Source organism: Gloeocapsopsis sp. IPPAS B-1203, assembly GCF_002749975.1.
GTDB lineage: Bacteria > Cyanobacteriota > Cyanobacteriia > Cyanobacteriales > Chroococcidiopsidaceae > Gloeocapsopsis.
Genome location: NZ_PEIG01000016.1, coordinates 52,709 through 77,170, shown reverse-complemented (window position 1 = coordinate 77,170; position 24,462 = coordinate 52,709). Strand labels below are relative to the sequence as shown.

At 41.3% G+C, this 24,462-nt stretch carries 23 protein-coding genes and 1 pseudogene; 15 read left to right on the top strand and 9 right to left on the bottom strand.

Annotated features, from left to right (window positions below):
* Positions 1-242: 242 nt before the first annotated feature.
* Together CSQ79_RS22595 and CSQ79_RS22590 are read right to left on the bottom strand one after the other, a co-directional pair.
* Positions 243-1,381, bottom strand: a pseudogene (locus CSQ79_RS22595) (trans-sulfuration enzyme family protein).
* Positions 1,382-1,837: 456 nt separating this feature from the next.
* Positions 1,838-2,506, bottom strand: a complete 669-nt coding sequence (locus CSQ79_RS22590; protein WP_099703377.1) for a hypothetical protein — start codon at positions 2,504-2,506, stop codon at positions 1,838-1,840.
* A 308-nt stretch (positions 2,507-2,814) separates the two neighbouring features.
* On the opposite strand from CSQ79_RS22590, the gene CSQ79_RS22585 reads away from it, so the two are divergent.
* From CSQ79_RS22585 to CSQ79_RS28380, 4 genes are all read left to right on the top strand, one after another.
* Complete coding sequence (locus tag CSQ79_RS22585) at positions 2,815-4,605, top strand: M61 family metallopeptidase (protein ID WP_099703376.1); 1,791 nt, start codon at positions 2,815-2,817, stop codon at positions 4,603-4,605.
* Positions 4,606-4,855: 250 nt separating this feature from the next.
* Positions 4,856-5,293 carry a DUF1622 domain-containing protein gene (locus CSQ79_RS22580; protein WP_099703375.1) on the top strand — a complete coding sequence of 146 codons (438 nt, stop codon included), beginning with the start codon at positions 4,856-4,858 and terminating at the stop codon, positions 5,291-5,293.
* Between the two features lie 129 nt (positions 5,294-5,422).
* Positions 5,423-6,478 carry a tRNA 2-thiouridine(34) synthase MnmA gene (gene mnmA / locus CSQ79_RS22575; protein ID WP_099703374.1) on the top strand — a complete coding sequence of 352 codons (1,056 nt, stop codon included), beginning with the start codon at positions 5,423-5,425 and terminating at the stop codon, positions 6,476-6,478.
* A gap of 361 nt (positions 6,479-6,839) precedes the next feature.
* On the top strand, positions 6,840-6,989 hold the full coding sequence (locus tag CSQ79_RS28380; RefSeq protein WP_289501447.1) for a hypothetical protein: 150 nt from the start codon (positions 6,840-6,842) through the stop codon (positions 6,987-6,989).
* A 55-nt stretch (positions 6,990-7,044) separates the two neighbouring features.
* Here the strand turns inward: CSQ79_RS28380 and CSQ79_RS22570 are convergent, their stop codons facing one another.
* The 4 genes from CSQ79_RS22570 to CSQ79_RS22555 form a co-directional block, all read right to left on the bottom strand.
* Positions 7,045-7,383: a PIN domain-containing protein gene (locus CSQ79_RS22570; RefSeq protein WP_099703373.1), complete on the bottom strand. Its 339-nt coding sequence runs from the start codon at positions 7,381-7,383 to the stop codon at positions 7,045-7,047.
* A gap of 9 nt (positions 7,384-7,392) precedes the next feature.
* Positions 7,393-7,653, bottom strand: coding sequence for a hypothetical protein (locus tag CSQ79_RS22565; protein WP_099703372.1), 261 nt, complete (start codon positions 7,651-7,653; stop codon positions 7,393-7,395).
* A gap of 100 nt (positions 7,654-7,753) precedes the next feature.
* Positions 7,754-7,972: a hypothetical protein gene (locus CSQ79_RS22560; protein WP_099703371.1), complete on the bottom strand. Its 219-nt coding sequence runs from the start codon at positions 7,970-7,972 to the stop codon at positions 7,754-7,756.
* A gap of 54 nt (positions 7,973-8,026) precedes the next feature.
* Positions 8,027-8,902: an EamA family transporter gene (locus CSQ79_RS22555; protein ID WP_099703370.1), complete on the bottom strand. Its 876-nt coding sequence runs from the start codon at positions 8,900-8,902 to the stop codon at positions 8,027-8,029.
* A gap of 104 nt (positions 8,903-9,006) precedes the next feature.
* Here CSQ79_RS22555 and CSQ79_RS22550 point away from each other — a divergent pair, with 104 nt between their 5' ends.
* From CSQ79_RS22550 to CSQ79_RS22535, 4 genes are all read left to right on the top strand, one after another.
* Positions 9,007-9,468, top strand: a complete 462-nt coding sequence (locus CSQ79_RS22550) for an Lrp/AsnC family transcriptional regulator (protein WP_099703369.1) — start codon at positions 9,007-9,009, stop codon at positions 9,466-9,468.
* A 116-nt stretch (positions 9,469-9,584) separates the two neighbouring features.
* Complete coding sequence (gene sat / locus CSQ79_RS22545) at positions 9,585-10,763, top strand: sulfate adenylyltransferase (protein WP_099703368.1); 1,179 nt, start codon at positions 9,585-9,587, stop codon at positions 10,761-10,763.
* Positions 10,764-10,940: 177 nt separating this feature from the next.
* The gene (locus CSQ79_RS22540; RefSeq protein WP_099703367.1) at positions 10,941-13,202 is read left to right on the top strand and encodes a caspase family protein; all 2,262 of its coding nucleotides are present in this window, start codon (positions 10,941-10,943) and stop codon (positions 13,200-13,202) included.
* Positions 13,203-13,394: 192 nt separating this feature from the next.
* The gene (locus CSQ79_RS22535; protein ID WP_099703366.1) at positions 13,395-14,177 is read left to right on the top strand and encodes an ABC transporter ATP-binding protein; all 783 of its coding nucleotides are present in this window, start codon (positions 13,395-13,397) and stop codon (positions 14,175-14,177) included.
* A gap of 46 nt (positions 14,178-14,223) precedes the next feature.
* Here the strand turns inward: CSQ79_RS22535 and CSQ79_RS22530 are convergent, their stop codons facing one another.
* A complete protein-coding gene (locus CSQ79_RS22530) occupies positions 14,224-15,087 on the bottom strand; it encodes an alpha/beta fold hydrolase (protein ID WP_099703365.1) in 864 nt (287 codons plus the stop codon).
* A gap of 103 nt (positions 15,088-15,190) precedes the next feature.
* On the opposite strand from CSQ79_RS22530, the gene CSQ79_RS22525 reads away from it, so the two are divergent.
* Together CSQ79_RS22525 and CSQ79_RS22520 are read left to right on the top strand one after the other, a co-directional pair.
* Positions 15,191-16,027, top strand: coding sequence for a helix-turn-helix domain-containing protein (locus CSQ79_RS22525; RefSeq protein ID WP_289501446.1), 837 nt, complete (start codon positions 15,191-15,193; stop codon positions 16,025-16,027).
* A gap of 448 nt (positions 16,028-16,475) precedes the next feature.
* Entirely contained in the window at positions 16,476-17,882 is a 1,407-nt protein-coding gene (locus CSQ79_RS22520) for an MlaD family protein (RefSeq protein ID WP_099703363.1), read from the top strand.
* Between the two features lie 19 nt (positions 17,883-17,901).
* On the opposite strand, the gene CSQ79_RS22515 is transcribed toward CSQ79_RS22520, so the two are convergent.
* A complete protein-coding gene (locus tag CSQ79_RS22515; RefSeq protein WP_099703362.1) occupies positions 17,902-18,198 on the bottom strand; it encodes a DUF3288 family protein in 297 nt (98 codons plus the stop codon).
* 257 nt (positions 18,199-18,455) lie between these two features.
* Between CSQ79_RS22515 and CSQ79_RS22510 the strand changes: the two genes are divergently transcribed.
* Complete coding sequence (locus CSQ79_RS22510) at positions 18,456-19,955, top strand: AAA-like domain-containing protein (RefSeq protein ID WP_289501445.1); 1,500 nt, start codon at positions 18,456-18,458, stop codon at positions 19,953-19,955.
* A 334-nt stretch (positions 19,956-20,289) separates the two neighbouring features.
* Positions 20,290-21,063 carry an aquaporin Z gene (gene aqpZ / locus CSQ79_RS22505; RefSeq protein WP_099703360.1) on the top strand — a complete coding sequence of 258 codons (774 nt, stop codon included), beginning with the start codon at positions 20,290-20,292 and terminating at the stop codon, positions 21,061-21,063.
* A gap of 72 nt (positions 21,064-21,135) precedes the next feature.
* Here the strand turns inward: aqpZ and CSQ79_RS22500 are convergent, their stop codons facing one another.
* Complete coding sequence (locus tag CSQ79_RS22500) at positions 21,136-22,122, bottom strand: Rieske 2Fe-2S domain-containing protein (protein ID WP_099703359.1); 987 nt, start codon at positions 22,120-22,122, stop codon at positions 21,136-21,138.
* Between the two features lie 136 nt (positions 22,123-22,258).
* Between CSQ79_RS22500 and CSQ79_RS22495 the strand changes: the two genes are divergently transcribed.
* From CSQ79_RS22495 to CSQ79_RS22485, 3 genes are all read left to right on the top strand, one after another.
* Positions 22,259-22,912, top strand: a complete 654-nt coding sequence (locus CSQ79_RS22495; protein ID WP_099703358.1) for a TetR/AcrR family transcriptional regulator — start codon at positions 22,259-22,261, stop codon at positions 22,910-22,912.
* A gap of 41 nt (positions 22,913-22,953) precedes the next feature.
* Entirely contained in the window at positions 22,954-23,268 is a 315-nt protein-coding gene (locus tag CSQ79_RS22490; RefSeq protein ID WP_502693958.1) for a Precorrin-3B methylase, read from the top strand.
* A 277-nt stretch (positions 23,269-23,545) separates the two neighbouring features.
* The gene (locus CSQ79_RS22485) at positions 23,546-24,418 is read left to right on the top strand and encodes a hypothetical protein (protein ID WP_099703357.1); all 873 of its coding nucleotides are present in this window, start codon (positions 23,546-23,548) and stop codon (positions 24,416-24,418) included.
* The last annotated feature ends 44 nt before the right edge of the window (positions 24,419-24,462 follow it).

Genomic DNA, 24,462 nt, shown 5'->3' with positions numbered 1-24,462 from the left:
TACCCAGGTGAAAATAAACGTCACTTAAAAACTATTAACTTATTGGCAATTAGCGATCAACAATTAGCTTTTGTTCGGATAAATTTTGACTGCGTAAGTGCTTTTCTATTCTCCATTTCTCACTATCAAAGTTCACCTGAAGATTGAGCTAAGCGGACGGAAATGTCCTCTGCCGCTCGATAGATATCCTATCTTCGTTCCGCTTCAGCGACTTGTTATACTGCTCAAGATGCCGTTAAACATTACGCCTTTTTCATCGATAGCTCTAAGTCTTTACAGATATCTTCAACATCTTCGAGTCCTACTGAAAATCTAAACACTCCATCGCCTGCAAAATTTCGATAGTCAGCCACTTGTGTCTGATTAAGTGTAAAAGACGTTTCAAGCATCTCCTGAGTCGAAATATAGTAAATAAGGCTACGCTGATGACCCAGTGAGACTGCATAGTGAACAATCTGCAAGTGTTCAGCAAAAGCTTGAGCAAGGGAAACAGGGTTTTGCGTCTGAAAGCAATCATACCTGAAAAGTTACTCATCTGTCGTTTTGCCAACTCATGCTGAGGATGAGTTGGCAATCCAGGATAAATAACTCGCTTGACTTGAGGATGGGCTTCAAGAAAACGCGCAACTTTAAGAGCATTCTCCTCGTGGGCTTTCATACGAATGGGTAGCGTTGTGATACCTCGCATAATCAGCCAAGCATTAAATGGACTGAGCACACCCCCAAGATGAACCAGCAAATGGCGAATACCTGACATATCAGCACTTGCCCCCAACACTGCTCCTCCAATGGCATCTCCATGTCCACATAAGTACTTGCTCAAAGAATGAATTACAAAATCTGCACCTAACTTAATCGGTTGAGTTGCGACTGGTGTTGCAAAGGTCGAATCAACCGATAGCTTTGCGCCAGCAGCATGAGCAATCTCAGCAATTGCCTGAATATCTGACAATCTGACAATTGGGTTGCAAGGTGTTTCAATATGGATCAGTTTTGTCTGAGGAAGTATTGCCGCTTGTATAGCATCTAAATCTGTTGTATTGACTCGTGTAACTTGAATACCAAGCGTGGGGATTAATCCCTTCATCAACTCAGCTGCACCCACATACGCAACATCGCTCATGACAATGTGATCGCCTGGCTTGAGCGTATGAAATATCAAGGCTGAAATGGCAGCCATGCCACTGCTAAAAGCAACGCAAGCTTCAACATCCTCTAATGCGGCTAGTTTTTGCTCAAGCTGCTGGACAGTTGGATTACCTTCACGGGTATAGAAAAACGTAGTCTGCTCCTGTAAATTCTCAGCCGAGAAGGGAGTATCTGCATCTGTTACGAAGGATGATGACATGACAATGCTAGGAGAAGAAGCACGGGTTGCCATATCAGGTTTTTCTCCTGCATGAATCGCTGTAGTTTGCAATCCCCGAAAAATGTCGTTGCCTGTTGTCATTTAGATAGAGTCTCCCGCCTGGTCTTGTCCTTCACGTTACCCTTAAACTACTTGGCTCGAATATTAACAAACAAGATTTTGGCTACTGTCATCACCAGGAACTAAGTGGCATAACTATTTTAACTATTTATTGTACAGAAAATTGTGTGTAATCTTTTTCTAAATCAAGAGATGTAAGCGTTACAGCCCTTTACTGTCAGAAAGAAAGATTCTTGTTTACGCCGCTATTTGACTATTATCCAGCTTTTTTCATGTATGAGATTGTTCTGCAGCCTCTGACAGCATCCATTCAGGTACTCTATTTGATATTTCCTGAGGTCTAACGCGCAGATAACTGCGATCGCCCCATATGGATGAGGAAGCTAGCGTCTACCTCAACCTTATTCACTAATCAGAACCAGTTGTAGTTGCTGCACGTCGAAACAGAATAGCAAGCGACCATGTTGATCCTGGAAACGTCACTGCCCAAAGTGCCGCGATCCAGATTAGAGGATGGAAGTACATTTGCAGCGCAATGAAAGGCACTAACAAGCCATTTGCAGTTAAGAACACCCGTACAACTCTTTCTATCCCCTTACCCACGAACACCATTGCGGCAAAGAGAGTAGCCACGCTCATAAAGCTGTATCCCAGAATATCTACGGCATATAAAAAGGAATCAAACGGTACAAACAAAAATACCTCGATTCCTTCACTTTGACCGTGCGCAAGTCGGGGCATGACGAGCGTGAGTTGCACAAAGTAAACTATACTGATCAAGACTGTGTAAACAGTGGCAAATGCAACGGCTGTATGACTCCAAATTCTTCTTTCCGGCAACGCGAGTTGGTGAATACTAACAGTAAGTACAAGAAAGGAAGAACCCAACAGTAGTGATGGCGTAAGCAGTAAGACTAGACCAAGTGGCGTACTAGAACTCTCTGGTCCTCCCTGAGACCCCAGTAATCCTAACCATTCGGCAAGCTGCCCTACGATGTACGCGATGCTGAAAACCGTGGCGAGAACCGCAGACCAGAATCCGACCGTCTTAGTTGATGGCGAAATCTGTGTGACCATGTTGTATCTCCCTAAAAAGGGATCTTGTTGCCAGGCTTAACTACAATTATATGGAACATTTCTGAGTAATATCTTACTAAAGCAAGATATATAAGCGTTAGAGCCTTGTACTGTCAGAATATACAAAAAGCTTCTTGTTTGCCCCCTATTTCTACTTTTGGCTTTGCAGGAGATAAATTACTTTAGTAGTCTCATAGATAACGTAGAATGGCTGCCTACTAGAATGTAAAGCACCTTAACACTTATCAGTGACCTCATCCTTAATAAACTGCTACATTGGCTTTTAAGTCTCAACAGCCAAGATAACAATGACGGAAGCAACTGCTGTTCGCCCCGATAGCAAAATTAGTGCAACTCCACAAATCCTGTATCGGGTAGCAATGCCGCAACCTGAATCACATTTATTTGAAGTTAGCTTAAACCTGACAGGTTGGAAATCACCTGTACTCGATCTCAAGTTACCTGTTTGGACACCTGGTTCTTATTTAGTCCGAGAATATGCCAAGCATATCCAGAATTTTACAGCAACAGCAAGAGAAAAACCGTTGTTATGGCACAAGCTGAGTAAAAATCACTGGCGAGTCACAACTACTGATTTAGAAGAGACAATTACAATAAAATATCGGGTGTTTGCTCACGAGTTATCAGTACGTACAAATCATCTAGATACAACTCACGCTTACTTTAATGGTGCTGCGCTATTTTTTAGAGTTCCTGAGTGGGAAAAACAGGCAATTAGCGTGACAATAGTTCCGCCCAAACCTAAATGGCGGGTGACAACTCCTCTACCAACATTAGATGCGCCCAACACTTTCATCGCTGCTAACTACGATACTTTAGTTGATAGTCCCTTTGAGATTGGCTGTCACGAGTTACATCATTTTGAAGTTTTAGGGAAATCCCACGAACTCGCAATTTGGGGTAAGGGAAACATTGATGCAGTCAAAATGATTCCAGACATTCAAAAGATTGTTCAGGTAGAAGCCGAGATATTTGATGGTTTACCTTACGAAACATACATCTTTTTGTTGCATCTATCGTCTCAGGGCAATGGTGGTTTAGAACACAAATATAGTTGTTCTTTGAATTATCCACGGCTGGGATTTCGGGCAAAAGAGAAGTACGATCACTTTATGCAGTTAGTTGCACATGAGTTTTTTCACTTGTGGAACGTTAAACGAATTCGTCCTAAAGCGTTAGAAGTATTTGACTACGATCGCGAGAATTACACGCCCTCACTGTGGTTTTGCGAAGGAACAACAAGTTACTACGACATCATTATCCCTTTAAGAGCAGGTATTTATGATGCTAAGTCGTTCTTCAATAACTTAAGTAAAGATATTACGCGCTTACAGACTACACCAGGGCGATTGATACAACCACTCTCTGAGTCAAGTTGGGATGCTTGGATTAAGTTGTATCGTCCTGATCCCAACAGTGGAAATTCACAAATTTCTTACTACCTCAAAGGCGAATTAGTGTCGTTCATACTAGATTTACTAATTCGCGATCGCCACAATAACACGCGATCGCTTGATGATGTCATGCGACAAATGTGGCAACAATTTGGTAAATCAGAAGTTGGTTTTACTCCAGAACAGTTACAACAAGTCATCGAGTCGATCGCAGAAATCGAGTTGACTGATTTTTTTGATCAATATATTGACGATGTTGAAGAGTTACCCTTTAATCGGTATCTTGAACCCTTTGGTTTACAAATATCAGCGGATATGGAAGATAATGCAGCACCTTATTTAGGAATCAAGGCGCAAGCAGAAAATGGAAAAGAAGTTATTAAGTTTGTTGAAGCAGATACACCAGCAGCTATTGCAGGGATCAATGCGGGGGACGAGTTACTGGCGATTGATGGCATAAGAGTACAAGCAACTCATTTAAGCGATCGCCTTAAAGATTATCAGCTATATGACAAGATTCAAGTATCAGTCTTTCATCAAGACGAATTACGCACTTATGATGTTACACTTGCCGAGCCTCGTCCTAACAAATATCAAATTGTGCCTGTGGATCATCCTTCTGCTACTCAACAGCAAAATTTTCAAGCATGGTTAGCAGTGCCGTTAGAGGCAGCTTTTGATTAGTAGCTAGTTGATAATCACTGTTGTAATCTAGCATAACAAGGCTAGTATACTCGCTATGTTATTAGTTCGATTCTCTAGATGAAAATAGTAAGTTTGCTCTCCTTCTAATTAGGGATCATACCTGGTAAAGATTACAAAGAAGTAGAGTCTAACTTAAAATACAGTTCAACCGATGTAGCTTTTGTTAGTTAAAGTTTTGAAAGCTACATTTTTTATCTCTACTTTGAATCAAATATTTGGATTGTGACTGATGATGTCAGCAGTAAGCATAATAGAAAATTTTAATTTAGCCCAAGATGTAGAAACAATAGTTCGGATACTAGATAAACAAGTCGTAAGCATCATTCAACTACTTGCACTTTTTGTAATTTCTATAGGAATTATTAAAGCTTTACTGATTTTTGTTCAACAAGCTTTATTTCAATCTCATTCTGGTACTGCTTTTCAAAAAAGCCGCTTAGAAATGGGCTATTCTTTTTCGTTGGGGCTAAGCTTTCTTGTTGGTGCTAGTATCCTAAAGACAATTATTGCGCCCACTTGGGATGATATTGGCAAACTAGGTGCAATTATCTTAATTCGCACAGTTCTAAATTATCTCCTGCTACAAGCAATTGCTAAGCAATCAATAACAAACAATACCATTACTAGTACAAGTCAGCCTAGAGAGATAATGGTAAGTGCTAAGTAGTTGCTCCCCTTATATATTTCCGCTGCTTAAATCTCGCTTTTAACCTTGACTGCCAAAAGGAGTCTCCTGTCAAGTAAGATTGCATTGGTCTAGAATTAATATCTGGGCAATTGTTTTGAAGCCACGTTCATGAAAAAAGTCGTAGTTGGTCTATCTGGTGGCGTTGATAGTTCTACAGCAGCTGCCATTTTACAACAACAAGGTTACGAAGTTGTAGGTCTTACTCTTTGGCTAATGAAGGGTAAAGGTCAGTGCTGTTCTGAAGGTATGATTGATGCGGCTTATATTTGTGAACAGTTGGGAATTGAGCATCATGTTGTCGATATTCGCGAAGTTTTTCAAACTAATATCGTCGATTATTTAGTTGCAGGTTACAGTGCAGGAATTACACCTTTACCATGTTCGCAGTGCAACAGAACTGTAAAATTTGGTCCTATGTTGGATTATGCCCGCGAACACTTGGGTATAGATAAAATTGCTACAGGTCACTACGCTAGAATTACTTACGATGCTGCAACAAATCGCTACCAGTTGCGTCGTGCGGTAGATCGCAACAAAGATCAAACTTACTTTTTATACGATTTATCACAAGATTTACTTGCAGGAACAGTGTTTCCTTTAGGGGAAACAGTAAAGACAGAAACACGGCAAATTGCCGCTCAGTTTGATTTAAAAACTGCTAACAAACCAGAAAGTCAAGATTTATGTTTAGTCGAAGCTAACGGTTCGATGCGTCAATTTCTTGACAAATACATTACACCCAAACAAGGTGAAATTGTCGATGCTACGGGAAAAGTGTTAGGACAGCACGAAGGAGTGCATCACTATACAATTGGACAGCGTAAAGGCTTAGGAATTGCGGCGGCTGAACCTTTGTATGTGATTGGTTTAGATGCAGCGATGAATCGAGTGATTGTTGGCGATCGCACCAACGCTACGCAATCAGAATGCACAGTACAACGAGTTAACTGGGTTTCAATTGCAGAACCTACTGCACCAATTCGGGCGGAAGTTCAAGTACGCTATCGTTCGCACCCAGTTCCTGTCACAGTTATTCCCCTAGAGAATTCTCGCGTCAAGCTAGTGTTTGATGAACCGCAATTTAGTATCACCCCTGGTCAAGCTGCAGTTTGGTATGATATCGATACAGTGTTAGGCGGCGGCGTGATTGAACGCAATAACTAACAGCAAACATTTTTTTAAAGAGGTAATTAAGCCTCTTTTTTTATGGCATTTTTAGTTAATTTTGCCTGTGAAACTTATTAATTTGACCCAATGGCTTTCAAATACTAACTTGCTAACGATTGATACGCCATTCAATTAGTTTGTTCTCTGCATAACTGTTCGCGTTGATATTTTTCGATCGCAGCTTCGTCTAACCAATCCGAAGGGGAATCTACGATCGCACGTAAGCATCTAATTCAAGTGGTAATTTTACTCCAACTGCTTTTTTAGCTACTTTTCCACTGTAGTTTGACTTGAAATACGTTTCTGGATTACCACCTTTTCTTGCCATAAATACTTGTAGTATTCTTACCACACTGCATTGCAATTCAAAATTGCCAACATTCAAGCGCGATCGCTACACGGTAAAATCATTCACATTTGTTCTGTTCACGTCAGCCTAACGGCACAAGCCAGTGGCGGCAAACTTTGTAACACTATTGAGGACTCGTATTCGTCCGTTGCAGCGTAGTATTAGCTTGCATTTAACGACTATAGGGTTGCTCCATGTTCAGTCCTGGTATTACTCAATAGTGCTTAGTATTAAACGTGCAGAGTATAAAACCATGTCCTATGGCACAGGCAGCAATTAAAGCATCAATTAACCCTACCTTGTGCGATAGACTATAAACTGTGAAATCAGATAAAGCACGGGCACAGTCAGTTTCAGTAGGCCAAACAACAGGTAATGGTGCTACAAGTTGCAATGCTTTACGAACTTGCTGCTTGTTTTGTGCATCCTGAATTAACTCCATGACAACAAAGCCAGGAACGCTTGGAACCTCCAAAAGGGTTGTAAACCAAGCAATTGCAGGAGTATGACCGCGCTGGATATCAATTAGGACATCAGTATCAAGTAAATACATTAACAATATCTATGCTTGCTGACGGTTTTCAGCTTCATGACGTAACCTGCGAGCATATTCTTGACTATCGTTGATATCAGGGCGAGAATTGATAACTCCATTGTTTTCCCAATATGTAATGAGTTCCGCACCTGTCTTCGGCGGATTTTGCAAAAATGGTCGAAACGAGAGAACACGCAAAATATATTCTGTTAAAGGCAACTTCAACTGAGATGCTTCAAAAGATAGTTCGTCTTCCAGGTCTGTTGGCAGGTCTAAATTAATACTCATTATTACCTTTTATTGTGGATTTTATAGATCAAAAGTTAACATTTTCAATTGAGTTTGGTACAAGTAGGTAAGTAAATGCACCACTATTGAGATAGCTATATTAAGCTTTACTTTGGTGCTTAAGCCTACGACTCGACTTAACAGCCATCTTGGTGTGATATTCTTGACAAAATTTTTTTCTCTGCTCAGGGGGAGTTACTGAATATTCACCATAAAATTGGCTAAATTGCCAAAATGCTTTGATTGCAACAAATAAATGAGACTTGATTGTAATTTTACTCCAGTCTTCGGTATTAAGTTGTAAGGCTAACCAAATCATGATGTACTCCTATCGCACTTTACACTTTAGGTTGACAGTTCGCTTAAACTACCTCTATCCCTCTATAAGGGCTGGTTTGTGAATTGAGACACCAACCATTACAAGCGAAATTCCTATAGCATCTTTCAAAGTGGGAATTTGACCAAGTACAATCGCGCCAACAAGAGTTGCAGTTGCAGGGAGTAATGCAAGCATTAGTGCGAAGGTATTTCGTGGAATGCGAGACATAGCAAGCTGGTCGCAAACGTAAGGAATTACCGAGGAACAGATTCCAACCCCAACCCCCGCCAGAATGAGTGTCGGATGAGGTAGTGCGGCTACTGCTTGACTAAATCCAATTGGCATTACAACAATGAATGCAGCAGCCATCGCAGCACCAAGGCGACCAACACCTTCTCCTGCGCCCTGACGTGCTGTTCGATGTCCAAGAACGATGTAGGACATGAATAATAAACCGTTGATTATGGCATAGGTAAGTCCTATTGGGTCGCTAAACCAATGAATACCTGTCAGAATAAAAGCTCCAATTGCTGCTAGTAACAGTGCTATATAGTTATGCACCGACCTTAATCCAAATAGAGCGATAGCAATTGTGCCGACAAATTCGATAGCAGCTACTAAACTGAGTGGTAGGCGATCTATGGCGAGATAGAATGTGCTATTCATTAAAGCAAGACAAGCACCAAGTAGCCAAAGCAGAATCAGGACTTCTCGGTTTGCTGAACGAAAAGTTTTCCAAGGTCTAGTCAATATTGCAAAGATCATTGCTGCGCTAGCAATCCGAAACCAAGCAACGCCAAGCACACCAACGTACTGAAACAGAAGCACTGCAAAGGATGGACCAAGATAGTGAAAAATTGCACTTATAACAAACCAAATATGAGGTGGTGCAGCCGCAGTATACGATAAAACAACTCTTAATGTTTTCATGCAGCTTATGTTATCAGGGCTTTTTTCGAGTTAACATATCTATGTCAAGTTGATATTGGCTTATTGCCTAATAAAAAAAGAAAATAAAGGCAAAATGCCTTCGGATGAAAAAAGTAAAATTAGATACTACAGACGTGAAACTGCTCCATTTACTAGAAGTAGATGCAAGAGCGTCGATTGCAGATCTGGCGAGAGCACTTAATATGTCTGCTCCCAGCGTTTCTGATCGCCTACGTCGCTTAGAAGAGTCTGGAGTACTTCAAGGTTTCACAATTAAGATAGAGCCGAAAATCCTTGGTTATTCTTTGGCATTCTATATTCGGATTCGACCACTACCTGGACAACTCTCAAAAATAGTTTCCCTCATCATCGAAATAGAAGAGGTCGTTGAATGCGATCGCATCACAGGTGATGATTGCTTCATTGCCAAAGCATATGTAAAGTCTGCTGATGATCTAGAGCGCATTATCGATCAACTGATACCTTACGCTCAAACAAACACATCTATGATTCAGTCATCCCCAGTCAAACGACGACTACCTAGATTAGATGAGTATATATCTTGAAAGGCTTGCAATAGAGAACTATTATCCTACACCACTTTTTTCACTACTACTTCTCTATTGGGCGACATCTTGCTACTATATGCTTGCAGCGCAAATCTAAATAAAATCTAAAAAAGATGAGTTATCGAGACGGCATCGCTCCCCACGGAATGCAGTTGATCAATCGTGTCGCTACACCTGAACAAAAGCAAGAATTTTTAGATAAAGCTGATTCTTTACCGCGAGTCCAACTTGATCAGCGAGCCGTTTCTGACTTAGAAATGATCGCAATTGGTGGCTTTAGCCCACTAAGTGGATTTATGGAACATGAAGACTACGAACGGGTAGTCGCCCAAATGCGATTAGCAAACGGTTTACCGTGGTCAATTCCAATTACGCTATCAGTAGATGAAGCGATCGCCGAACCGCTCAAAGAAGGCGGCTTGATTCGTTTAGACGATACTAATGGTCGATTTATTGGTGTCTTACAACTTACACAAAAATATCATTACGACAAGGCGAAAGAAGCTGTCAATGTTTATCGTACTGATGACATTAAGCACCCTGGTGTAAAGGTTGTCTACAATCAAGGCTCAGTCAATCTTGCTGGTCCAGTTTGGTTATTACAGCGCGACCCTCATTCACTATTTCCTAAATACCAAATCGATCCAGCCGCATCGCGACAAATGTTTAAAGAAAAAGGCTGGAAAACAGTTGTCGGCTTTCAAACTCGTAATCCTATCCACCGCGCCCACGAGTATATTCAAAAGTGCGCACTAGAAACTGTTGATGGATTGTTTTTGCATCCTTTAGTAGGTGCAACAAAAGAAGACGACATTCCAGCAGATGTGCGCATGAACTGCTATGAAATTTTGCTGGAACATTACTACCCTCAAGACCGCGTTATCTTAGCAATTAACCCCGCAGCAATGCGGTATGCTGGACCCCGCGAAGCAATTTTCCACGCGCTGGTTCGTAAGAACTATGGTTGTACTCACTTTATTGTTGGACGCGATCATGCAGGTGTTGGCGATTACTACGGTACATACGACGCGCAATACATCTTTGATGAATTTGAGTCAGCAGAGTTGGGCATCACACCAATGATGTTTGAACACGCTTTTTTTTGCCAGCGGACTCAGCAAATGGCAACAACAAAAACAAGCCCAAGCAAACCAGAAGAACGGGTTCACCTTTCGGGAACCAAAGTACGAGAAATGCTCCGTCGTGGAGAGTTACCACCACCAGAATTCTCGCGCCCTGAAGTTGCAGCAGAATTGGCGAAAGCAATGCGGATACCAGTAGAAGCAAAATAGAGCAGAGGGGCTTCAGGTGCAGAGGAAACGGAGAGTTACTCGTTAAGAATATTGAGGTTGAGTTAAAAAAATTCTTTATTCAAAACTCAAAACTCAAAACTCAAAACTAATTACTCGCTCCTCGCTCCTCACCCCTACTCTCTGCTAGGCTGAAAGCTGATGGCTAATAGCTAAAATATGAAGCGGCGGGAATTTTTAAAAGCGGCTGGCGGAATTGTTACAGCCTTGGGCATAAGTGAACTTGATTTATTCAGGTTGAGCGATCGCTACGGCTCAGCTTTAGCTCAATCTACACCACGAAAACTGGCATTGTTAATAGGCATTAATGAATACTCGTCTGCGCGATTGAACGGTTGCCTGACTGATGTGGAACTGCAAAGAGAACTGCTGATTCATCGCTTTGGTTTTCAAGCAGCAGATATTGTTACTTTGAGCAATCAACAAGCTACTCGACAACAAATTGAAGCGGCATTCTTACAACATTTGACTGAACAAGCCCAGCCAGGTGATACTGTTGTCTTTCACTACAGTGGGTATGGACGTTGCATTGAGTTGAGTGACGAGCAGTTCTCTTCGCAGCAAAATACAGAAATCCAGCCAGCACCATCAGATCTGGCAATTAGTAGTTTAGTTCCGATAGATGGTGAGATCGTCTCATCCGAAGTACCAATTGTTAATGACTTACTAGAAGAAACACTGTGGTTACTGTTGCGATCGCTACGAACAGAGAACGTCACAACAATTCTCGATACTAGTTTCCATACTCGCAATACATTAGCAGCGGTTCCAAATAACTTAAGATTTCGTTCCTACCCACATGGACGAGGGCAAATTAATCCACTTGAGTTAGAACTTCAGCAGCAACTTATACATCAGATTGCACCTCATCAACTCTTAGGATCACCTCATGCAGTCAATTTACCAGGATTGTTTATGACTGCATCGCGTACAGATCAACCGGCTACCGAGGCACAATGGAGTGGTTTTAGTGCAGGAGTCTTTACTTATGCTTTAACTCAGTCATTGTGGGAAGCAACTCCAGCAACAACTATTCACGTTAGCTTAAGTAAAGCAAGTGGAGTCGTCGAGCAAATTGTAGGACAGCAACAGCCACAACTATGTGGTCAAAACAGCCAAGTACAGGCTACTATGCCTCACTTTATACCTGATAACAATATCAGTGCAGATGGTGTAGTGACAAGTGTAGAGGACGACGGCAAAACGTCACAATTATGGTTGGCAGGATTACAACCAACGCTTTTGCAATACTACGGTGCAAACTCTCGCTTTAAGGTTGTTACTTCCCTAATAGGTGAAACAGACTCAACCTCTCAAGCGCAATTACAAATGCGATCGCGTACAGGTTTAACAGCAAAAGCCTTACTAATAAATGAAACTGAAAATACGTTGCAACCTGGTCAATTAGTCCAAGAAGCAATTCGAGTTGTGCCGCGTAACATTAATCTAAATATAGCTTTAGATCCTGGACTCGAACGAATTGAACGCGTAGATGCTACTAGCGCATTCTCTACGATCTCGATTGTGACATTAGTGAATGCAGGAGAGCAACCAGCAGATTATTTGTTTAGCCGAGTACAAGAAACAACACCAGAAGCCCAATCAACAACTGCTAGCCGTTATGGCTTATTTACACTGGCTCAGGAATTAATTCCTAATACTGCTGGAGAAGCAGGAGAAGCCGTTAAAGTAGCAGTACAGCGATTGATCCCTAAATTACAAACACTCTTAGCAGCGAAGTTGTGGCGGTTGACAAGTAATGAAAGTTCTCAATTAGATGTCAGAGCTACTTTAGAAGTTGTCAGTGCCCAAAAGCAAGTTATTATTCAGCGTGAAACGCACCACTCTCAACAAGCTAAACAGGAAACGGCAAGTGGTACTCCGCCAACTACTGTTACAGGTTCTGGTATTCCAACATTACCGATTGGTAGCCGGATTAAGTATAAAATTTCTAATTACGGCGATCGCTCTGTTTACTTATTACTCATTGGCTTAGACAGCAGCAAAAATGCGATTGTCCTATTTCCAGGAAAGGCGATCGCAGCTAGTGATAGTATGGAGACAACACCTGGAGCGCAAGATATAGCAATTGCTCCTGGAGCAACTTTAGCTGTACCCCAAACCGAGATTGATTTTGAATGGATACTTCACGGTCCTCCTGCTGTGTGCGAAACTCAAATCATCTTTAGTAGAAGTAAATTTACTCAGACTCTTGCCGCTTTAGATGCTTCGCGAGAAGATCTGCGCACTGAAGAGTATATTAGTGTTTTGTCAAATCCTCTAGAAATTACTCAAGCGCTGTTGCGTGACTTACAAAACGCCAGTGCGATCGCGCCAGAAACAATCGGTGCAGCTACCGATACTTATGCTCTAGATGTTAATACTTGGGCAAGCTTCAATTTTATTTATCAGGTAGTTTAAAAATAGAACATGATGAAGGGGTGAGGGGTGAGGAGTGAGTGAAAGAGTGGCGCTTTAGCTAGTTACTAGCGATCAGTGCGTGAGTTTTAAATTAAAAAAAGAGTCTTAACTCATAACTCAACACTCAACACATTCATCACTCATAACTCTCTGTCCCCCTGACCCCTGACCTCTGACCCCCAACCTCTTATAATGGCTGAGCCGATAATTGAACTCAAAGGCGTGAGCAAAGCATTTGGTAACAATATCGTTTTAGATGAAGCAGATCTAACGCTTTATCAAGGAGAAGCCCTGGCAATTATTGGCCCTTCGGGAACAGGGAAATCGACAATATTGCGTATTATTGCTGGATTATTAGCACCAGATGCAGGAGAAATTTATATCCAAGGACAGATGCGCCAAGGTTTAATTGAAGATGCCGCAGACCCGCTCAGCATTGGTATGGTGTTTCAGCAAGCAGCATTGTTTGATTCATTAACTGTTGAAGAAAATGTTGGTTTTTTGCTCTATCAGCACTCTCATCTGTCGCGATCGCGGATTCGTGAATTAGTGAATCAAAAATTAGAGATGGTCGGCTTAACTGGAGTTGGCGATCGCTATCCGAGCGAACTGTCTGGTGGAATGCGCAAGCGTGTCAGTTTTGCCCGCGCAGTTATGTCTAATCCCGATAATATCAAAGACTCTCCAGCCGTTTTACTGTACGATGAACCGACTGCTGGACTTGATCCAATCGCATCTACAGTCATTGAAGATCTCATTCGATACTTACAATGTAGTACAGGGAATTGTAATACTTACGCCATTGTGACTCACCAAGATAGTACAATCCGCCGTACTGCCGATCGCGTTGTCTTTCTGTACCAAGGAAAAGTTCAGTGGGAAGGTTCCGTAACCGATATTGACGCTTCTGACAATCCCCTAATTCAGCAGTTTTTTAGTGGCAATGTAGAAGGACCAATTCATGTTATTGGTTAGGCACTAGACAATCACTATACAATTTTATAGAGTTGGTACGAACCAACTAGCCTTGAATAAATGTCAGTAAATCGAGATTGAAACGATCCTTATGAGTAATGAACAAACCGTGCGCTGCACCTTCATACAATTTGAGTTGACTACTCGGTATTAACTGCGCGGTCTTATATCCAGAAACTTCGATGGGTACGTACTTATCGCGATCGCCATGCAAAATCAACGTCGGTACGGTGACGTTACGCAGATCAGCTCGAAAATCGGTTTCCGAAAGCGCACGAATCATGTCAATTGAAGCTTTTGGGGAGGCTTGAAGTGCCAGTCCTACTGCCCATTGCATCATTTCAGACGAAACAGAATTCAGCAGGTCTACACCGAAAAATGTGGGTGCAACGGTAGCAAGATAGTGCGGACGATCTTTGTTCACCTCGGCAATCATGTTATCGTAAAAGCTCTTGTCTATTCCATCTGGATTATCTGCCGTCTTCAAGAGGAAAGGAGTGGTCGCAGCAACGAACACAACGCGATCAATGCGATCGTCACCGTGACGCGACAGATAGCGAGCGATTTCGCCACCCCCCATCGAGTGAGCAATTAATGTCACTTTGTGTAAGTCAAGCTGTTCGATCAGTGCTGCCAGATCGTCAGCAAGTCTATCAAAATCGTAGCCTCCTCCAGGCTGGCTAGAGCGTCCACAACCACGCCTGTCATAAGCGATGCAGCGCAAATTTCGGTTGACCAATTCGGTCATCTGATACTCCCAAATATCGGCGTTAAGTGCCCAACCATGAATAAAGATAACGGGCTTACCTGTACCCCAGTCTTTGTAGAATAAACGAGTGCCATCATCGCATCGCAGGTTAAATAAACTAGGTAAAACTGTTTTTGCCGATCGATCAATTGACTGAATCATGTTTCTTCCCTGTGAGTAGGTATACCACGATCGTGTCAAGGGGAGATAATAGAAACAATTACTTCTAAGGTAATCAAATCTATTGTCTCAAGCTATTCCTACGATGCAACGACGTTCAATGGTTTCTAATTCCAGCGAAGCTCATTCGTTTGGAACACTTCTCAAACAATGGCGCGCTCAACGAGGGTTCAGTCAGCTCGATTTAGCTTTAGAAAGTGAAGTATCGCAGAGGCATATCAGTTTTCTTGAATCGGGTCGAGCTAAACCCAGTCGGGAGATGGTTCTAGAATTAGCGACTGTTTTAGAAATTCCCTTAAGGCAGCAAAATCTAATGCTGACGGCGGCGGGATTTGCTCCCATTCACACAGAAACTGATCTATCTGCTCCCGAAATGACCTCAATTCGCCAAGCACTCGATTTCTTGTTGCTACAGCAAGAACCATTACCTGCGATCGTGGTTGATCGCTACTGGAATTTACTGCTGACTAACAATGGAGCCAATCGACTCCTCACTACTTTTATTCATCCAAGCAGATTACAAACCCTTTTCTGCATTGACGGAAAAATCAATTTGATGCGGGTGGTATTTCATTCACAGGGGCTACGTCCATTTATCGCCAACTGGCAAGAATTTGCAGGACATTTACTTGGGCGGATGCATCGAGAGGCAAACTCAGTCGGTGAGAGCGAACAGTCCACTTTGCTGTTCGACGAACTGATGAGTTATCCTGGTGTTTCTGAGATTTGGAACACCTCAAACCGAGCCGCACAGAATACTTTGCTCTTGACCATTCACCTCAAACAAAACGATCTCAGTTGGCAATTTTTCTCGACGATCGCCACGTTGGGTACTCCTTACGACATCACTCTTCAGGAACTACGAATTGAGTGTTTATTTCCAGCCGATGAGGCAACCGAGCGAAACTGGAGACACTCTTAAATTCCTTGCGCCTGATTAGACTAACTAGATGCGATCGCCCTTTAACTTCTCTCACATTCCCACAGATTTAAACTGCCGCTGCGTGACTGATTCATGCAAGCTGCTCAAAAAAAAGTCGTCTTCACTCTATTGAATCTCTTGCGCGTGAACACACTTTACTTCTGATAACCTCTGTTGCCTCATTTGAGAAAATTGGCATTAGATTCATCCCTGCCATATATTAATGACCTATAATCCTTGTCAAACACAGCTTTTTCTCTATCAAAAGCTTTCCTGTTTTGCAGAGAGCCACTCACACTCAGGAGTAGAGGAATTCTAAGGCTTTGTACATAAATTCGGAAATTAGAAACTTATGAACCGGACTCGATCTCAGACAGTGTTTCAAATTTAAAACCTAGAATTCAAAATTGTGTAACGCAGTTTACAGTAAGGGCAGGGGGATAAAAAGATGCAGCGATCGCGTTCAGTTCGAGAAGGTTCTGTAGGGTTGTTATTACTCTTAGGAGTAGGTTTATTTGTCGGATTGGTTTTGTGGTTACGAGGAGTCACCCTTGGTAGACGCAGCTACAGTGCAATCATTGAGTTTGCAAATGTTGGTGGGATGCAAGAAGGCGCAGTTGTGCGCTACCGTGGCGTCAACGTTGGTAACATTTCTGCGATTCGTCCTGGACCTAATGGTGTCGAAGTCAGTGTAGAAATTGCCCCAGCTAACTTAATCATTCCCCGTGATATCCAAATTGCCGCTAACCAATCAGGTTTAATTAGTGAAGTCAGCGTCGATATTACACCACAAAAAACACTGCCAACCGACGCAGTTAGTGCGTTACCCCTCGATCCCAATTGCGATCGCACGCTAATTGTTTGTCATGGTGCTCGTTTACAAGGTGAAATTGGTATTAGTCTCGATCAACTTATCTCTGCTACTACCCGCTTTACAACGGCTTACAGCGATCCTAATTTCGTTAATACTGTTAACGAAGCAACCAAAAATGCTTCAGAAGCAGCAGCAGGAGTTGCACAACTGACACGCGAACTTTCTAGCTTGACACGCGCAACACAACAACAAATTGGCAGTTTGTCAGCCACAGCCAACTCGGTACAACGAGCAGCAGATGAAATCACAGCTTCCACAACAAGAACTGCTGCACAGTTTGGTGCAACTGCTGATCAAATTCGCTTAACGACAACTCAAGTAAATCGCCTCGTCACTAATCTTGATGATTTAGTGACAACTAACCGCACAACACTTGTGAGAGTTTTAGAAAATATTGACCAAAGTAGCGAACAATTACGTCTCACTGTTGGTGCGCTTTCACCTACCGTTGATCGCTTCACGCAAGGAGAACTCATTCAAAACTTGGAAACATTATCAGCGAATGCAGCACAAGCATCCGCAAATTTACGTGATATCTCTGCTGCTCTGAATACTCCTACCAATGTTCTCGTACTCCAACAAACTTTAGATTCTGCTAGAGTAACGTTTCAGAATGCACAGAAAATTACTTCTGATTTAGATGAACTAACAGGAGATCCAGCATTTCGTGAAAATGTGCGGCGGCTTATTAACGGGTTGAGTGGTTTGGTGTCTTCTAGCGATCAACTACAACAGCAAATCGAAGTTGCCCAAACTTTAGACTCTGTATCCAACACTGTGAAAAACGCAAACCTCAAAAATCCCGATCCGACAAAAAATGAAACTGTTCAGATTGATCGTTCAACTGTGACAGCTTTACAAAGGCTTGAGGATTTATTAGAGCGATCGCCTGATGCTGCAAAAACTGCAGGTACACAAGCTTTACCTAATCCACAGAATTTTGATTCGCTCGAAAGTTCGCTTGACTTGTCAATAGAGTAGTCTAATGACGCCTACCTACTTAACTCCAGTCTTCTGTCTCGCTTTTATTGCCACGACTAACGTACACTGACTGAGTGGCATGAAGCTGACGAGTCTTTTCAAAAAGTTCTGCTTCGGTTAGATTCCATCTTTGCATAACTTGATCCAAGTCAGCTTGGAGATCTCGCGCCCCAGGAAAACCGTTATAACGAATGCGCATCCGCGCAAGTTCCACTAAATTCAAATCACTTGGCGCCGCAGTCAGTAAAGAATTAATCAGGGCACGGTCTTGGTTATAGAGCGGATGCTGTTGATCTTTATTTTTTGATTCTGTCATAACTGCTACTAAGTCACTAGATGAGAGTATGTGCTGTCATCTAGTCATTTCACTTACCCTTTTCAGATTTTTTTCTTATAAAGTTTTTATTTTTTTCTAGTTTAATAATCTCTAGTAGTAACTTTGCCTAAGTCAATTTACTTAATTTAACTGGAAACCCTAATAATAAAGCTGAAGAATAAATTATAACTAACCACGAGCGTTTCACTAGCCTTATCTTCTGACTCGAAATTTTATCTTTAATCTGGAAGCAAAAATTGCACAAACCTAAACGATATCGAGGGACAGTCCTCACACACACAGGACTACAGAAGCTATACGCTCAAATTGAGCAGCTTACTACTGAAAATGGCGAAAAGATAACGCCGCGCCGAATTGCCGAAAAAACGCAACTCATCGAACCTCAAGGATTAAATGCTGCTACCGTGCGCAAAATCTTGCAAGCGCAAATTGGTGTAGATCAAGAATCGCTTCGTTTAGTTTTTCAAGCCCTGAATTTAACACTAGAGCCTTTAGACTTTAGCCTTTTTCATCATATTCGCAACCATCAGGCTACACCTGTTGCCATCAAGCACCAACAGATTTTGGATGGCACAGGAGTATTTTCGTCTAATTCGATTGATCGCGATCGCTGCAGAGACGTGCGACAAGTAAAATCCAAAATTGATGTACCTCAGTATCCAGGTAGTCCACTTCCTTTAGACTCTAAATTCTATATTGAGCGTTTAGCTATCCAAACCCAAGCTTATGCAGAACTGCGCCAGCCTGGAAGCTTAATCTGGATTAAAGCCCCCCACAAAATGGGTAAAAGTTCCCTATTATTACGGATTCTGCATCAAGCTCAGCAACTCGGTTATCATACAGTACACCTTGATTTTCAACAAGCCGATCAAAGTATTCTGTCAAATTTAGACAGGTTGTTGCGTTGGATGTGTAAAACTATCAGTTTGCAGTTGCAAACTGAATGCTGTTTGGAGCGTTACTGGGACTGCGAACTTGGTTGTAAAGTTAGTTTTATTATTTACTTGCATTATCTTTTAGAGCAAATTAATCAGCCGTTGGTTTTGTCTTTGAACGAAATTAATCGCTTATTTGAATATCCTGATGTTTATCGCGAGTTCTTACCTTTGCTGCGATCGCTAAATGAAGAGGCTAGGTACGATCAAGTTTTACAAAACTTGCGGTTGGTTCTGGTGTCCTCAACAGATACTTGTGTATCTCTCAATTTCCACCAGCAGCTACCGTTGAATACAGGACTTACACTTCGTCTTTCTGAATTTAGTCTTGAGGAAGTGCAAAGGCTGGCTTTATCCTATCAATTGCCTTGCGAAAATTCCTCTCTCGTTGAACAACTTATGGATTGGGTAGGGGGACATCCCTTTCTTATCCAACTTGCTTTTTATCACCTTGCGACTTCTGTTCCTTCAGCGTCAACAGATGAGATTTTCACTTACCAAGTACAGCAATTACTACGAGAAGCAACAACACTAGCAGGAATTTATCAGAATCATTTACGATATATTTGGCTAACTCTTCAAGCAGACAGTTCATTACTATTAACTATCGAGCGATTGATAAACTCTCAAGAGGCAATTGTTGTTGACTCTAGCATTGCCTACAAGCTAGAAAGTTTAGGAATTGTAAGATTGGAAGGCGATTGTGCAACACTGCGTTGTCGTTTATACTACAACTTCTTTAAAAAGAAGAATTTAAGTCTTAAAAGCGTTGATTACTGTAACATACTGACTAAAAGCTGAGCATATTTTTCTTTTAGAATATTAAATTCTTTCTTATAAATACCTTATAACTTTCTTATCTTTCCGATTTAATCTGAAGCAAACTAAAGATATGTCGAACTTGAGTTAAGTAAGTTACTTGAATGAAATGTGAAGTTAGTTTTAGTTAAGCATCTTGCCTAATCCATACTATATCTCATGTTTTTTTTGATTAATTTACATAACTAAAAGAAGATTAAACCTATACGAATGGTGCAATTTTTAACACTGCATTAGACAGACTTCTTAACTTTCCTATAGTAAATGCTGCCATTCTTATATTGCCTTCTTTGGTTGATTAAAGGAGTTCTACTAAATGAATCTGACAAAACGTTGTATAGCTGAATTTATAGGCACTTTTTGGCTTGTACTAGGCGGTTGTGGTAGTGCAGTACTTTCTGCAGCTTACACGGCTGATAGTTCTACAATTGGTGTCAACACAGCTTTTCCACTAGGAATTGGCTTTGTGGGAGTATCGCTTGCATTTGGTTTGACTGTATTGACGATGGCATATGCGATCGGTCATATTTCAGGTTGTCATCTTAATCCAGCGGTTTCGTTTGGATTGTGGGCAAGTAAACGTTTTCCTGGCTCTGAGTTACTTCCATATATTATTGCACAGGTAATTGGAGCTATTGTCGGCGCAGGAGTTGTTTATTTAATTGCTATTGGTAACTCAAACTTTACACTCACAGGTTCTAATCCATTGGCGACAAATGGATTCGGCGTGCATTCGCCAGGTGGCTATAATCTATTTGCAGCTTTCATCACTGAAGTTGTGATGACTTTCATGTTTTTAATGATTATCTTGGGTGCAACTGATAGTCGCGCGCCTAAAGCACTCGCACCTGTAGCAATTGGTTTTGGCTTGACACTCATTCACCTGATTAGCATTCCAGTGACTAATACCTCAGTGAATCCCGCCCGCAGTTTTGGTCCAGCGATCTTTGCTGGTAGAGCACTTTTTGGTCAAGTTTGGTTATTCTGGGTTGCTCCTATTTTAGGTGCATTACTTGCAGGTTGGCTATACCTGAGTATTTTTAGTGAAACAGTTGTCGAAGAACCTCCACGGGTTAGAGAACCAGTTTAGTTATTGATTAGGTGACATCTATACTATAAGCGGCGGAGTGTTTTATCTCTGCCGTTGTTACTTCTAATTAATTCAGTATCGCGATAGATTTGGCTCTACTACTTGAGGAAAACTCTCAAAATTTCTGCGTACCCAGTCCATTCCGACTTCATTGTTTAGCTTGATATACTGTGGGGTGTTGGCATACAGCTTTTCTAAAATGTCAGCATCCTGCTTGACAACAACTTCAGCTAATGGTAAGAAATTCTTCTTGATAAGATGCGCCAAAGGATGATGAATTTTTGCAAACATAAGAACGTAAGTGCGGGTTACGCTTGAAGCTGCGGGAACAAATACGTGACATTCTCTGATACTTGCAATTGGACTTTCTGCGTGAACAATGACTAAACAAGGGAAACAGTTTTCCAAGTGAACTTGAAGGATTTTTGGTAACACCAGAAGTGTGGGCTTTTTGAGAAGATCGCGCGGTTTGGGTTGAGTCCGAGGCATATCAAAGTAAGCGTGAGAGTGATGTCCGTTGTCAAGAAATTGCTTAAACTGTACTTCTTCGATCTCAAATAATGGGCGATGCGTACCGTTTTGATGATTGTAATCGTGCATATTGAGCAGCATACTGAGGAGGTTTGTTTTAACACTAAACTCTCCTGTGTAGCCAATTAATTCAAATTCACCTGCTATCTGATTCAGGACAACTGGAATAGGAATTTTTGGCTCTTGTCCACCGTATGTCCAAATAAAGTTTTCTTGAATAATTAACTCTAGTGGCTGCAGCAAAGGTTTTGTTGGCTTGTTAGCACCTGGTATCACTGTACAGCCTAAGCCATCAAACTCTAAGGCATGAAACGGACAAGCTACTGTACTACTACCATCAGATTTAGCAACACACCATCCTTCTGACAGCATTGCTCCCATATGCGGGCAGGCATTTGGTAAACAACTTACTGCACCTACACTATCTTGCCAGAGAACATAATCGTTGCCATAGAGCGAAACCTTCATTGGCTGATTTGGCTTAAGCATGGAGCGATGTGCTAAAAGCCAGGGTGCGCCTTGCAGCATGGTCATATAGAGCTTGCACTTACTAATTAATTTTTTAATTAGTTTATGACAAAGATATCACTGAGTCAATTGGGATATTCTCAACAGCAACTTACTCTCTTGCTATCATAAACAAGCAAATTACGGATGTGATGCTGTGGCGCAGTCACCTAGAACTAAGCGTGTTACTAAATCTGTTCGTCAGATACGGGATGCTGAAGTAACACAGCAGCAGATTCTTGATGCAGCAGAAGTTGAGTTTGCTAAGCATGGTTTACACGGTGCGCGGTTAAGTGCGATCGCAACTCGTGCCAAGATTACAACGGCAATGATTCACTACTACTTCGATAACAAAGAAGGATTATATAAAGCAGTTTTGCAGCGTCCGATTGATGAAGTTCACTTGATGGTGAATCAACTGGAACTTGATGATTTGTCACCAGAAGATGCTCTCAAAGAGGTAATTCGTACTGCGATCGCCTACGAGGCTAAGAATCTGCACCGCCAAATGCTGTGGTTTCAAGAAGCAAGTCAAAATCAGGGTTTGTATTTCAAGCAAGCTAACGTGTCGAGCTTGCACAAGTATTTACTTAATATTCTCAAACGTGGCATGGTAGAAGGGTGTTTTCGGACACTCGATCCCTTTTTAGCACTGACTCATATCTTAAGTGTTTGTATTTTCTACTTCACAGTGCAAGAAAACTGGAAGCACTTAACGCCGGACATTGATCGCCTCAGTTCAGAAATGGTAGAAAAACATACTCAAGCAGCAATTGAGTTCATTTTAGCAGCAGTGAGAAAAACGCCATAAATTGACAATTGTATAGCTGCAATTTCAATCACCATCATAAGATGAATATATATGCTCCAGCGTTGACATCAATGCCTACTAAAAAAGATAAAGATACTCCACTCACTCAAGAAGCACTGATTAAGGAAGTTTGTCGTCGGATTCGTGTAGCGAGGAGTTATTGGGATGCACACAACAATGCAGCTTGTCGTCACGAACGCGATCGCGCTTTACAACTCTACGACACTCTAACACCAGAGCAAAAAGACCAAATTCCTCAAGTCTTAAGAGTGTGGCTGCGTTACCGTAGTGAAAAATATTTCGGCGCACATAGAACTCCTCCAAAGCATAAATCAAAGCGGAGTCAGAAAAAGTGAATTTTGAAGGCGATCGCTAGTCAATTACAAAATACAAAAATGCTAGGCGAATGAATTCGCTGCTAAACAAATAAGGTCTACTTCTTTGGATTTACTTTAAAAAATCTTATTTTAGTGTACGAAAGTACACTTAGTCTAAATAGCCCCGACTTCAGTCGCAGGGCATCTACGATTCATACATGAGGACTTTATCAATTATGTAATTGTACAGCTGACGATTGTCAAACTTTAGCATATCTTTGAATAGCTATTATTTATATACTTGCTTTGCGCCTTTATGAACAGCCTAATTAAGCAAATAAGTAGTTATTTTATTTTCTTAACTTTATTATCTCTGACAAATCCAGCAAGTGCTAAAACTGTTATTGAAATAGACTATGATACAGCATCATTTAAAAATGAAAAATTAAGGCTTGGAAAGCTAGAAGTTGATGTTAGCTATGAGAAAAAAGAGACTTTTGATGAAATTGATAATTTACACTATCAAATTTCATATGATGGTGTTTCTCAATTAAGCTCTAGTACTTTAACTCAATTTACTGGTGGTGTTTTCCTGAAAGATTTAGATGGTAACGGAACACCTGAAGTTGTTATTAGGACATTTAGTGGAGGCGCTCATTGTTGTACTAATTATACCATTTACACGCAACGAAATAATCAACTCATGAAGTCAGAAACAGGTTTACTTGATAGTCGTGGAGGAATTTTTCAAGATTTAAATGCAGATGGAAAATTTGAATTTGTGAGTGTAGATAACGCTTTTTTGTATGCCTTTAGCTCTTATGCAGCCTCTTTTCCGCCATCTCAAATTTATTTAATGAGAGATGGTAAATTTGAAAACGTGACTCGTAGCTATACTCAGTATCTCAAATCTCATGCTTGGGAGATGTATCAAGCATTTTTACAAAGTAAAAAAGAACAGTATGAAGTTAATGGGATTTTGGCTGGATATGTAGCACAAAAGATCCTTTTAGGAGAATACGAACAAGGCTGGAAGTTCATGCTTGCTAACTACGATCGCACTTCTGATTGGGGCTTGACGATTTATCAAGAGGATCGCGAGATTGGTAAATATCTTGATTTTCCAACAGCTTTAAAAGCATTTTTGATCCAACAGGGCTATTTAAATAAGAACGGTCAACCCCAATAAATTCAAACATTACCTGAAATTTTTGCGTCAGTACAATAGTATAA